10 protein-coding genes are annotated in these 12,173 nt (G+C 46.3%); 4 read left to right on the plus strand and 6 right to left on the minus strand.

The genetic code is table 11. From position 1 onward, the window contains the following. Positions 1 to 6 precede the first annotated feature (6 nt). From arnD to arnB, 4 genes are read right to left on the minus strand one after another with little or no spacing between them, the layout of a single operon-like run. The gene (gene arnD / locus M0C34_RS01275; protein WP_248713862.1) at positions 7 to 921 is read right to left on the minus strand and encodes a 4-deoxy-4-formamido-L-arabinose-phosphoundecaprenol deformylase; all 915 of its coding nucleotides are present in this window, start codon (positions 919 to 921) and stop codon (positions 7 to 9) included. A 2-nt stretch (positions 922 to 923) separates the two neighbouring features. Beyond that, complete coding sequence (arnA, locus tag M0C34_RS01280) at positions 924 to 2,900, minus strand: bifunctional UDP-4-amino-4-deoxy-L-arabinose formyltransferase/UDP-glucuronic acid oxidase ArnA (protein ID WP_248713863.1); 1,977 nt, start codon at positions 2,898 to 2,900, stop codon at positions 924 to 926. 29 nt (positions 2,901 to 2,929) lie between these two features. Next, complete coding sequence (gene arnC / locus M0C34_RS01285) at positions 2,930 to 3,937, minus strand: undecaprenyl-phosphate 4-deoxy-4-formamido-L-arabinose transferase (RefSeq protein ID WP_248713864.1); 1,008 nt, start codon at positions 3,935 to 3,937, stop codon at positions 2,930 to 2,932. Next, positions 3,927 to 5,102, minus strand: a complete 1,176-nt coding sequence (arnB, locus tag M0C34_RS01290) for a UDP-4-amino-4-deoxy-L-arabinose aminotransferase (RefSeq protein ID WP_248713865.1) — start codon at positions 5,100 to 5,102, stop codon at positions 3,927 to 3,929. The genes arnC and arnB overlap by 11 nt, the downstream gene beginning before the upstream one ends. A gap of 436 nt (positions 5,103 to 5,538) precedes the next feature. Between arnB and M0C34_RS01295 the strand changes: the two genes are divergently transcribed. Further along, complete coding sequence (locus M0C34_RS01295; protein ID WP_248713866.1) at positions 5,539 to 5,925, plus strand: hypothetical protein; 387 nt, start codon at positions 5,539 to 5,541, stop codon at positions 5,923 to 5,925. A 92-nt stretch (positions 5,926 to 6,017) separates the two neighbouring features. Here M0C34_RS01295 and glpD read toward each other — a convergent pair whose 3' ends face one another. After that, positions 6,018 to 7,562, minus strand: coding sequence for a glycerol-3-phosphate dehydrogenase (glpD, locus tag M0C34_RS01300; protein ID WP_248713867.1), 1,545 nt, complete (start codon positions 7,560 to 7,562; stop codon positions 6,018 to 6,020). Between the two features lie 189 nt (positions 7,563 to 7,751). Between glpD and M0C34_RS01305 the strand changes: the two genes are divergently transcribed. After that, positions 7,752 to 8,495 carry an MBL fold metallo-hydrolase gene (locus tag M0C34_RS01305; protein ID WP_248713868.1) on the plus strand — a complete coding sequence of 248 codons (744 nt, stop codon included), beginning with the start codon at positions 7,752 to 7,754 and terminating at the stop codon, positions 8,493 to 8,495. Here the strand turns inward: M0C34_RS01305 and M0C34_RS01310 are convergent. Then, on the minus strand, positions 8,472 to 9,275 hold the full coding sequence (locus M0C34_RS01310; protein WP_248713869.1) for a DeoR/GlpR family transcriptional regulator: 804 nt from the start codon (positions 9,273 to 9,275) through the stop codon (positions 8,472 to 8,474). The two genes, M0C34_RS01305 and M0C34_RS01310, sit on opposite strands and share 24 nt — an antisense overlap. Before the next feature lie 226 nt (positions 9,276 to 9,501). Here M0C34_RS01310 and glpK point away from each other — a divergent pair, with 226 nt between their 5' ends. Both glpK and M0C34_RS01320 read left to right on the plus strand, forming a co-directional pair. Beyond that, positions 9,502 to 11,016: a glycerol kinase GlpK gene (glpK, locus tag M0C34_RS01315; RefSeq protein WP_248715576.1), complete on the plus strand. Its 1,515-nt coding sequence runs from the start codon at positions 9,502 to 9,504 to the stop codon at positions 11,014 to 11,016. Positions 11,017 to 11,228: 212 nt separating this feature from the next. After that, entirely contained in the window at positions 11,229 to 12,170 is a 942-nt protein-coding gene (locus M0C34_RS01320; RefSeq protein WP_248713870.1) for a LysR family transcriptional regulator, read from the plus strand. Positions 12,171 to 12,173: the final 3 nt, after the last annotated feature.

The following is a 12,173-nucleotide window of genomic DNA, read 5'->3' on the forward strand; positions in this document are numbered from 1 at the left end:
CCTGGTTTAACTCGGTTGAGATCGAATCGTTGACGCTTGATGGCTTAGCCAGCCCTCGCGTCCGTCCATTTCTATATTAATAATGCTGTCTTTGGGCCAGTTTACGTAATCTTGGTCAAGTAAGTCACAAAGCGGCACAAACTCAATACCTTGTTGTTTACTGGCAATAATTAGCTGTTCAAACATCTCGGCGCAAACAATGCCTTCTACTTCGGCGTGAATGGTATACACATTCAAAGCATCGGCTTTAATTCGGCTAATAATGGCTTGGTTATAATTGCTTTCGTCTATCCCGTCTTGGCCAATTAGCTCATCGTAGGTAGGGAGGGTCACAGGGATCTGTGGTGCCATGCCTGGTTTAGGGACGAAAATCGACTCACCGCGGCAATCACTGTTATAACGAAAGGGAAAAGCTTCCTTTTCATCTAGGGTTGTTTCGGTACAACGCCAACCTGCCACCGCACTGCACTGAACATCTTTACTGGTTATATCAGCCAGTAATTGATAGCCCTTACGGATTTCATTCGCCAGCTCAGCTGGCGACATGCTATCGGTTTTCATCTGCCATTTATGATGATCCCAAGCATGCAACCCCACTTCATGACCGGCTTGGTCGGTATCTTTGATCACCGACGCGAGTTTCTTGCCGATCACCGGGCCTGGCCAAAACGTACCGCGAAAAATAATGTCCCAGCCGTAAAGGCTAGCCGCTTTAGAACGGAGCATTTTCTTCAAAAAGGCTGGACGCAGAAGGCGCCAAATATGGCGCCCCATGTTGTCGGGTCCAACGGTGAAGAAAAATGACGACTTAATGTTGTGGCGTTGAAAAATGTCTAATAACTTGGGCACGCCTAAACGCGTGCCACGAAAGGTATCTACATCTATTCTTAAGCCTACTTTAATCGTATCTTTCGAACTCATTATTACTCGTCTACGGCCGTTTTTAAGAAGAAGTCTAAAGTCTCTTCAATGGTATCTTCCATCATAATGGTCGGTTCCCAGTCTAGTAGACGCTTAGCATTGCGAATACTTGGGCGACGGTGTTGTACGTCTTGGTAACCATCACCATAGAAGGTTTTACTTTCTACTAAGTGATAGCCGGCAAACGGTGGGAATTTTTCACGCAGCGGGTGAGCGTCAAATTTATCGACTAAGGTTTCAGCCATCTGTTTGATGCTAGCTTCGTTGTCTGGTGAACCAATGTTAATGATTTGACCATCACACAAACCATCTTTGTTCTCAATAATACGGAATAAGGCTTCAATCGCTTCAGAGATATCAGTAAAACAGCGTTTTTGCTCGCCGCCATCAATCAGCTTAATCGGTGTACCTTCCACTAAGTTTAGAATTAGCTGAGTAATGGCGCGACTAGAACCAACACGGGCTGAGTTTAAGCTGTCTAAGCGCGGGCCCATCCAGTTAAACGGACGGAACAAGGTGAATTTTAGGTTGTCTTTCTTGCCGTATGCCCAAATCACTCGGTCTAATAACTGCTTCGACGTTGAGTAGATCCAACGTTGGCGGTTAATTGGGCCGGTGATTAGCGGAGAGGTATCTTCGTTAAACTCTTCATCGGTACACATGCCGTATACTTCAGAAGTTGAAGGGAAGATAATGCGCTTATTGTATTTCACACATTCGCGAACAATTTTCAGGTTCTCTTCAAAGTCCAACTCAAATACACGTAAAGGGTTACGGGTGTATTCAATCGGTGTAGCAATCGCTACCAGCGGTAATACGATGTCACATTTCTTAATGTGGTATTCAATCCATTCGCTATGAATGGTGATATCACCTTCAACGAAATGAAAGTCAGGATGGTCTAAGTGCTGCTCAATTTGATTAGCGCTCATGTCCATGGCGTAGATTTCGTATTTACCGTCATCTAATAGACGTTTGGTTAGGTGGTTACCAATGAAACCATTAGCACCCAAAATCAGGACTTTTTGGCGTTTTTTAGCGGCGATAATAGCACTGGCTTGAGGACCAAAACGCATACCTGCTACCAGGTGCATTTCGCTGGCTAATTGCTCTCCGTTTAAGTACAAACCACTTTCGGCCTGACCTGCGGTCACGACGATAGAGCCCTGAGTACAAGCAATGGTTAGCGGCGAAGTAGCCACAATAGTACCAGGGGTTGCATCGTAATTTTGTTCGCTGGTGGCCATGCTCCAGAAAATTACCTTACGCTCACCTAAAAAGGTAAAGGCGCCAGGGAAGGGTTCTGTTACCGCACGGCACAGGTTGAAAATCGTTTGGGCACTGTCGGCCCACTTAATTTCACCATCTGCTGGGGTGCGACGTCCAAACACGGTGGCTTGGCTTTCATCTTGTGGCGTTAGGGTATGCGTACCGGCAACAATTGCAGGAACGGTTTTAGCTAACAATTGACTACTTAGTTGGGTTAGTCGGCTATGCAAAGTGGCTGCGGTGTCATCTAGCGCAATACTTAATTTGTCTTGAGCGACAATGTCGCCGGCATCGGCTTTCGCTGTCATTGCATGCAAGGTGACGCCGGTTTCAGTTTCACCTTTTACCAAGGCCCAGTTTACGGGCGCGCGTCCACGATAAGCTGGTAGTAGCGAGCCATGTAGATTAAAGCCACCCTTAGGCGCAATATCTAGCAAAGCCTGGCTGATCATTGAACGGTAGTAGAACGAGAAGAATACATCTGGCTGCATCGCCTTGATTTTCTCTATCCACAGAGGGTGGTTCACATCTTCAGGTGCAAACACTGCAATACCGTTGCGTGCGGCCAATTTAGCCACTGAATCAAAAAATACGTTTTCATTGCTGTCATCTAGGTGAGTAAATACGGCGGCGATGTCTACACCCGCATCTAGAAGACTTTGAATACCAGCACAACCAATGTTGTGATAGGCGAAAACCACTGCTTTCATGGGATATTCCTTAAAGTTATTGGTCAAGCTTAGCTTTCGCTAGGCGATGACTTGGATTCGTTGGATGTACGGGCCTGTTGGGTTGCTTCTCCTACTAAAACGTCTTGTACGTAGTAGCGAGGGCGGGCCCTGACATCGGAATAAATTCGGCCAATATACTCACCGAGTAAGCCTAAACCGACAAATTGCGCACCAATAAAGATGAATAAGATCGCGAATAAGGGGAATACCCCATCTACGCCCCACTCTGCGCCATAAAGTAAGCGCATAGCCAGCAAAATTAGACCAAACAAGCTGCCTAAAGCGGCAATAGCACCGCCCACAAGGCTTAGCATTCTTAGAGGCGCGGTAGTCATACTGGTCAGTAAATCAAACATCAGGTTGATTAAACCTAATACATTGTACTTTGACTCACCTTGCTGGCGTTCACTGTGTTCTACATCGATTTCTACGGTATGGCGAGCAAAACCATTCGCCAAAATAGGAATGAAGGTACTGCGCTCGTGGCACTGCAGCATAGCATCAACAACATGGCGACGATAAGCACGTAACATGCAGCCATAGTCGTTCATCTCAACGCCAGTAGATCGCTTGACTATTTTGTTGATTAGCATTGACGGGTAGCGACGTAAGCGGCTGTCTTGGCGATTTTTACGCACTGTACCGACTGAGTCATAACCTTCTTCTGCTTTTGCCACCAAGTTAGGGATTTCTTCAGGAGGGTTTTGTAAATCGGCATCGAGGGTAACGATCAAATCACCGCGAACGTGCTCAAACCCGGCCATTATGGCGTTATGTTGGCCGTAGTTACGGTTTAGGATAATACCGACAATGTGACTGCCTTCATTGGCTGATGCGGCTTCAATAATGTCTGCGCTATTATCTTTACTGCCATCATCAACCAGCAAAACTTCATAGTCTTTGCCCATGGTGTCTGCTGCAGCGCAGGTGCGTTCGATCAGCTCTTGTAAACTGTCGGCTTCGTTATATACCGGAATGACGATAGATACGAAGTTTATCTGTTGCTTATGCCTCATGAAGGGTACCAATAAAGTTAGTTATAGCCGCTACCACTCTTTCAACATCGCTTAGCTGCATGTCTGGGAACAGTGGTAATGAGCAAATTCGTTGACTGTTAAACTCAGTATTGTTCAGATCTGGGTTTATTGCGCCAAAACGTGTTTGATAATTTTCGCGATAGTATTTTTGACTATGGCAGGCTTTAAAGTGAATGCCTGCACCTATATCAACTTGTTTTAGCATACTAATCAGTTGATCACGGTCGAAACCACAAATACTAGGTTCTACTCTTACTATCATTAAATGCCAGCAGTGAGTATGCGGGTAATCCGGAATACTCAGAGGGCTAATTCCATCAACCGTACTCAACAACTGCCGATAGTGGGCCACCAAATTTTGCCGCTGCTTAGTGATTTGCGCTAAGCGTTGCATTTGGCCTAGCCCCAGTACAGCGCAAATATCGGGCATGTTGTACTTATAGCCGGGTTCTATCACCTCGGCCTGAGGTGCACGACCGTGGGTTTCCCGATCAAAGGCATCTACCCCTAAACCATGAAACTTGAGTCGGCGGATCCTGTCGGCTAACTGCCCATCGTTGGTGGTGAATATGCCGCCTTCAGCGGTTGTCACGTTTTTGATTGCATGCAAAGAAAAAATACAGTGACCTGTTTTACCAATAGGGCGGCCTTTATATTCACAACCAATTGCATGGGCTGCATCTTCGACCACTGGTATATTGAAACGTTCCGCTAACGCGTAAATAGCATCCAGATCAAGTGGAGCACCAGCATAATGCACCGGTACAATCAGTTTGGTGTTGTCGGTGATAAGTGCTTCTATACGATCGGCGGTGGTCATCAAGGTATCGGCATCGACATCGACAAATACCGGCTTAGCGCCCATTAGCGTAATTAGATTTACCGTAGATACCCAAGTCATCGAAGGCGTAATTACTTCGTCGCCGGGGCCAATGCCTAGAGCAACTAAAGTAAGGTGTAAACCCGCGGTGGCACTGCTTAAAGCAACGGCATGTTCTGCGCCCGTATAGTCTTTTATCGCCGTTTCTAGCTCGGCGTTTTTCGGCCCCGTGGTTATCCACCCTGATTTTAGTACGTCAACTACAGCATCGATTTCTTGCTGCTCAATAGCTGGGCGACTTAAGGGTAAAAATGTTTGATTCATTATTCAGTCAGCTTATCCATACCAAAGTGCTGCAAATTCTACCCGTGCAAGGGCGTGAATGAAAGGATGAATACCGCTGTTATGCGGTCTTTCAGTAAAAAGGTTAATTTCTGTAAGTGTTTGTTGTATTTCGCTTCTCTTAGCATGTTTTAGGCGACTTCGTGTGACGCGTCGTTTACTAAAAATATCCACATAAAGTGAGCTGTTCAGCGGTTGAGCTTAGGTGTAAAAAAACGGGCCGCAGGGGGAAATCGGTTGTTGCATTGAGTGAAACAATGCGGGCCATCAGCACGGGTTAATCAACTTATCAGGCCATGTAACAATGCTCATATAAAGCGTGTTTCTCTGCTTTCGTTACGCTTTACCTCATCATCCAAGTGAGTTGATAGGTAAAACTCGGTTTTGAATAGGCATTTATTGCTAAAGGTAAATATCAATGAAAAAGTTAACCATTCTAGCGCTTGCTGCTACCACCGCGTTGGCCTCTATGTCGGCTTCCGCTAAGCAACCTGAACTTGAACAGCTGCAGGCCGGAGCAGAGCTTGCAAATAGCAGTGCTCGCTGCCTAGCTGCTCATGCTTATATTAATGATAAAGATGAACGTGAAGCGTTGTTGCAAATGATCGCCAACATGCCGGACCAGCGGATCAATCGCGAGTCTATTGGGTTTATGACAGTGTTAAGTTATGCCTTGGGAGAAGCTTCAATGGGCTTGCATGCGGTAGAGCATGATAGCGGTAAAGAAGAAGCGCGGGCTATGGCTCAAGTGGTGTACGACAACAACCATTGTAACATTGAGGAAGTATTGCGTAGCGTTGGGTAGGGCGGTACTTCTGAGGCTAAGCACAGGCCGCTTGCAGAGGGCATCTCTACAAGCGGTATTCAATAGTTACAACCAAGCTGTTCTAAGGCGTGCTAGCTAGCCTGAGCCCTGTTAGCACGGGTATTCTCTACCAGCGCTAAGGGGGGCTTTTGCTGCACATAATTAGACAATGCTTGTTGTTGCTCAGCGTTAAAGTGCAAACCCTGTTTTGTACGTCGCCATAGAATATCTTCAGCTTGATAAGCCCATTCTTTATCATACAAGTAATCCACTTCTACTTGGTACAGTGTACCGGCAAATAGCTTACCTAAGCCCTGTTGTTCAGCAGTATGCAATAGCTGACCAGCATTGCTGCCAAATTGCATACACCAGCGCTCGACCAATTTCGTATCAAGATTCGGGTATTTGTTTTGCTGCTGCTTAATAAAGGTGTCTCTTGAACACTGTAGTGAGCCGCCGGGTAAGCAAGTGGCTTTTGTCCAGGCTGGGCCAAGATTATTGATTCGAGGTTCTAGCATTAACAAGGCCGCTTCTGCGAGTTTTCGATAGGTGGTCAGTTTGCCACCAAATACCGATAATAGTGGCGCACCTTCGCTTTCTTCGCTGAGCTCTAAGGTGTAATCGCGAGTCACCGCTGAGGGATCGTCTGATTCATCTTGGCACAGTGGTCTAACGCCAGAGAACGAGTGAATAACGTCACTAGGTGAAATTTGGTGTTTAAAGTGCTGATTCACCACATCGCAAAGATAACTAATTTCTTGTTCGGAGATCGCTACTTTTGCTGGGTTACCTTGGTACTCGACATCGGTTGTGCCGACTAAGGAGTAGTCTTGTTGATAGGGGATGACAAATACGATGCGTTTGTCGGTATTTTGCAGGATATAAGCTTGTTCCTCTTGGTGTAGCCTTGGTACAACGATGTGACTGCCTTTGACTAAACGAATAGTGCGAGGTGGTGTTTGGTGCATGTGTTGTTCGATAAATTGCTGTACCCACGGCCCAGCAGCATTTACCAAAGTATTACAACGGTATTGTTGCTGTATTCCGGTATGCGTATCGCGCACCTCTACTAACCAATGCTGGGCTTGGCGTTTTGCCGCCACCACTTGCTGTCGCGGTGCAATGTAGGCGCCGTGTTTTTCCGCCAATAGGGCATTGCTAATTACTAAGCGGGCGTCATCGACCCAGCAATCAGAGTATTCAAAGCCTTTGGTAATGTCGGCTTTTAGTACGCTATCGTTACCAAAATGTAACCCCGTGCAGCCGGGTAACGTACCGCGCTGAGCCAGGTTATCGTAGAGGAATAAACCCATGCGGATCAGTAACCATGGCCGAAGGTGTGGGCGGTGTGGCAAACGAAAGCGCATTGGCTCTACGATGTGAGGAGCCATTTTTAATAACACTTCTCGCTCTTTAAGGGCTTCACTGACTAAACGAAACTCATAGTGCTCCAAATATCGCAAACCACCATGAATTAACTTAGAGCTGGCAGAGGAGGTGGCGCTAGCCAGATCATTTTGTTCAAACAAGGCGACACGTTGACCACGGCCTGCGGCATCAGCTGCGATACCTGCACCGTTGATGCCACCGCCTATTACAATCAAGTCATAGTTATATTGGTCGTTTGCTTGTTCCATTGCTTGCGATCCTTTATGTAAAGTTCGTTTACTTTCGTTATCGAGCATAATAGAGCATTATGAGATTAAAAAACAACCGCCAATGTAAAAAATCTTGTGTTAAAGGGGGAAACTACTTTAACCCAAGATTGTCAGTGTGGAGTAATTGCTCTAGAGTGTTACATTCTATTAACAATTGATCGGTGTTTAATGAAGATTCACCAGCTTGAAGGCTTTATTCAAAATATTTTTTTAGTGGAGTACCCCGATAAGTTACTGCTGCTCGATGGCTGTTGTCGTGCAGATGTACCGTTAGTAAAAAGCTTTATCACCCAAGACCTAGGTAGACCATTTGAGCAGCTTAAGTTGATTATGGTTACCCATATGCACCCCGACCACGCCGGTGGTGCTAGCTATTTACAGCGTCACTACGCTATCGATGTGGCTGCTGCAAATTGTCCTGGAGAGTGGTATCAAGGTGTTGCTGGGCGCTGTCAGCATCTCGTTGATTTAGGCTTGGCCTATTACGTAGGGCGACGCCATCAACGTCGCCGTGCTAATTTGTGGTATCCGCCGGTCATCAAAGCCGATCACCGCTTGCATGATTGTCAGCTAATACCGGGATTTAATGATTGGCAAGTCCTGTTTACCCCAGGTCACACCGACCGCGATCTATCCTTGTATCACCCTACCAGCCAAACCTTGTACGTGGCAGATACTATTTTACGGGTAAAAGGAAAGTTGATATGTCCTTTTCCAATAAGCCAACCGGCCGCCTATCGGGCATCTTTAGAGCGATATCGTCCGCTGGAGGTTAGCCAGTACTTACTGGCACATGGCCAAGGGGGAGTGATTAGTAGTGAAGAACTGAGCGCCTTACAACAACTTTGCCCAAACTCTCCAAGCACTTATAAAGGTTTTTTAGGTAGCTTAATACGTAAGCGCTTCGCTTGATTGACCGTTTAGTGCTGGCGGACATAAACGTAATTGAACTTCTTCACGCTTTAAAATATCGGCAATATCTTGGGGGACTGACTTATCGGTATAAAGCTGATCAACCTGCGCTATGTTGCCAATGTTGATCATTGCATTACGGCCAAATTTACTGTGGTCTGCGGCTAAAATAACATTGCGAGAACAAGCAATAATCGCTTGAGTTACCCGTACTTCATGGTAGTCGAAGTCGAGTAACGAGCCTTCCAAATCAATGCCGCTGACGGTAATCACGCCATAATCTAAGCGAAACTGCTTAATAAAGTCGATGGTGGCCTCGCCCACTATGCCGCCATCTTTATTTCGCAAGGCCCCTCCCGCCATAATGACGTTGAAATCATCTTTCACCATGAGCAACGCTGCAACATGAATATTGTTGGTGATAATGCGTAGGTCTCGATGATTAAGTAGGGCGCGAGCAATAGTTTCTGCAGTGGTCCCGATATCTAAAAACAACGAAGCACCATTGGGGATCTGTTCCGCAATTTTTAAGGCGATGCTCTCTTTTTCTAAGTGTTGTTTAATTTTACGGTTGGAATATGAATCATTTACTACACTGCTAGCTAGCAGCGATGCCCCGCCATGGTGGCGGTGAATGAGTTTTTGCTCGGCCAATACATTTAAGTCTCGGCGAATGGTTTGCGGGCTTACATTTAGCGTTTCAACGAGTTCTTCTGTCGCGACAAAACCTTGGGTTTTAATCACTTGCAGTATTTGCTGGTGGCGTTGGGTCTGCTTCACAACTGGGTTCCGTTATTGCTATGGAGTGTGGCACTGGCTTAAGTCTACTTAAAAACTCGTTTTTGTCACGGTTAACAAAGTGATACAGGCTAGGTTAAAGCAACTTAGTGAGAAGTAATCGCAGCGATAAAATTAAGTTTATGTCACGTAACGGTTAAAAAAATGTTCTAAAATGTTCGTTTTCGAGCATAATAACTGGAAATGATAATCTGGAATGAATCTCACAATGGACACGGCGCGTTATATTGTTGCTCTTGATCAGGGCACGACTAGCTCAAGAGCGATCATCTTTAACCAACAGTCGGAAATCGTTGGCAGCGTACAGCGCGAATTTAGCCAGTTTTTCCCTAAATCAGGTTGGGTCGAGCACAATCCGATGGAAATATGGGCTAGCCAAAGCGCCTCATTAACCGAAGTATTGGCTAAAACCGGCATCCGCAGCGATCAGATTGCCGCCATTGGTATCACTAACCAACGTGAAACCACCATTGTTTGGGACAAAAATACTGGACAACCTATCTACAACGCCATTGTTTGGCAGTGTCGCCGTACGACTGAGCTGTGCGAACAACTCCGCGAGCAAGGCTGGGCAGACTACATTCAAGAATCTACAGGCTTGGTCATTGATGCTTATTTTTCAGGCTCAAAACTTAAATGGATCCTCGACAACGTAGCAGGAGCCCGTGAAAAAGCCGAAGCGGGTGACCTGCTGTTTGGCACCGTTGATACCTGGCTGGTATGGAAGCTCACCAATGGCCGAGTGCATGTCACTGATTACACCAATGCATCACGCACCATGATGTTTAATATTCATACCCTTGAGTGGGATGAAAAACTGCTAGATTTATTGGGGGTTCCAAAGAGCATGTTACCTGAGGTGAAATCGTGCTCTGAAGTGTATGGTCAAACCAACATCGGTGGTAAAGGAGGCACGCGAATCCCTATTTCGGGTATCGCTGGTGACCAGCAAGCAGCCTTGTTTGGTCAACAATGCTACCGCAAAGGAATGGCTAAAAATACTTATGGTACCGGTTGCTTCTTATTGATGAATACTGGGGAAACGCCGGTCAAGTCAACCCATGGTTTATTAACCACCATTGCCTTTTCAATTAACGGTAAGGTGAATTATGCGCTGGAAGGCAGTGTATTTATGGGGGGCGCTACAATTCAATGGTTACGTGATGAAATGGGCTTGATTCGTGATGCTTCTGATACCCAGTATTTTGCCTCGAAAGTAGACGATACTAACGGTGTCTATTTGGTGCCCGCCTTTGTCGGTTTAGGTGCGCCTTATTGGGACCCCTATGCGCGGGGAACCATAGTGGGCTTAACCCGTGGCGCAAATCGTAACCACATTATTCGCGCCGCTTTAGAATCTATCGCTTATCAGAGTCGTGATTTATTAGAGGCCATGCAAGCTGATGCGGGCATTTCACTTAAACAACTAAGGGTTGATGGCGGAGCGGTGGCCAACGACTTTCTATTGCAGTTTCAGGCTGATGCCTTAGGCACAGAAGTGGTGCGCCCTGCCTTGATTGAATCAACAGCCTTAGGAGCGGCTTACTTAGCGGGTTTGGCTGTAGGCTACTGGGACAGTATTGAAAGCTTAGCTGAAAGCCATGTGCCAGACCGCTGTTTTGTTCCTGAAGGCGACCAACATAAGCGAGAACGCTTGTATAAAGGCTGGAAGCGCGCAGTAGAGTGCAGTAGAGGGTGGTACGACAAAGAGCTCGATGGGTAAGCCTCTGCGCATATAATCAACCGCTAAGTGGTGTTCTTAGCGGTTTTTTTGTATCTGTACCGGCTTATGTTAACTTGCTCATTAAACGCCTATTGTCTTTGAATTATGATGAGCTTAGCGGTATTCACTGCTACTGTTATACCAATTCTATTGATCATCTAATCGACTTAATGTCTTGCGATTAAAGTAGCGTAAAGCAGAGAGAGGACCCAATGACTAGCAGTTCATTTGCAACGCTCGATCTAAATCTACTTAAAGTATTTGTGGTATTGGCCCAAGAGCTAAATACTCGGCGCACCGCAGAACGAATGAGTGTCAGCCAGCCAGCGATAAGCCGCTCATTACAAAAACTGCGTGAGCATTTTGGTGATGAACTGTTTGTGCGCGCCCAACACGGTTTAATTGCCACCCCAAAGGCAGAGCAACTATCGCTGAGTGTACCGAGCATTTTGTCTGAACTCGCAAATGTTGTTGATCATCATAATGATTTTAATCCAGCTGACTTAGAAGGCCTATTAAAAGTGGCAATGCACCCGATGTTGCTAGCCTCTGTGGCTAAGCGTTTGTTTGTGGTGTTGCAGCAATACGCGCCCGACTTGCGCTTACAAGTGACCACTTGGGGCTCAGATACCTGCGAATTGATCCAACGAGGGCAAATCGACTTTGGCCTGTGTTTACTGCCTGTAGAGGGCTCTAAAGAGTTAGTACAGCGGCGGGTGTGGCGTCAACCGGTTTACATATATGCTAGAGAGGGTCACCCGATTGGTAATCATCCGGTATCCCCTCAAGATTTTGCCACTTACCCTACGGCATTAATCCACGTACCGGGTTGGAGCGCTGCGCGTAGTGAGGCTGAAAAGTTCTTGGCAAGTCATCATGTAGATATCAGCGTGGGTTTTCGCTCGGAATTACCGGGTTCTATTTTAGATGTTCTTCGCGTTAGTGACCTTATTTATCCCTGCGTTACTTTTTACCCTGCGGAGGATATTCCCGGTATTAGGCGTTTAGCATTAAGTGATGACTTTGTCGACTTGGCGCTTAAGTATGATGCTGGTTATGTATTTCATTATCGAAATAGACAAAACCCCTTGTATATGTGGCTACAAACAATTTTGCTTGAGCACTGCCGCGATGAAAGCTGCAGCCTTGCTTAGGCG

The sequence above is a fragment of the Agarivorans sp. TSD2052 genome, from assembly GCF_023238625.1.
Taxonomy (GTDB): domain Bacteria; phylum Pseudomonadota; class Gammaproteobacteria; order Enterobacterales; family Celerinatantimonadaceae; genus Agarivorans.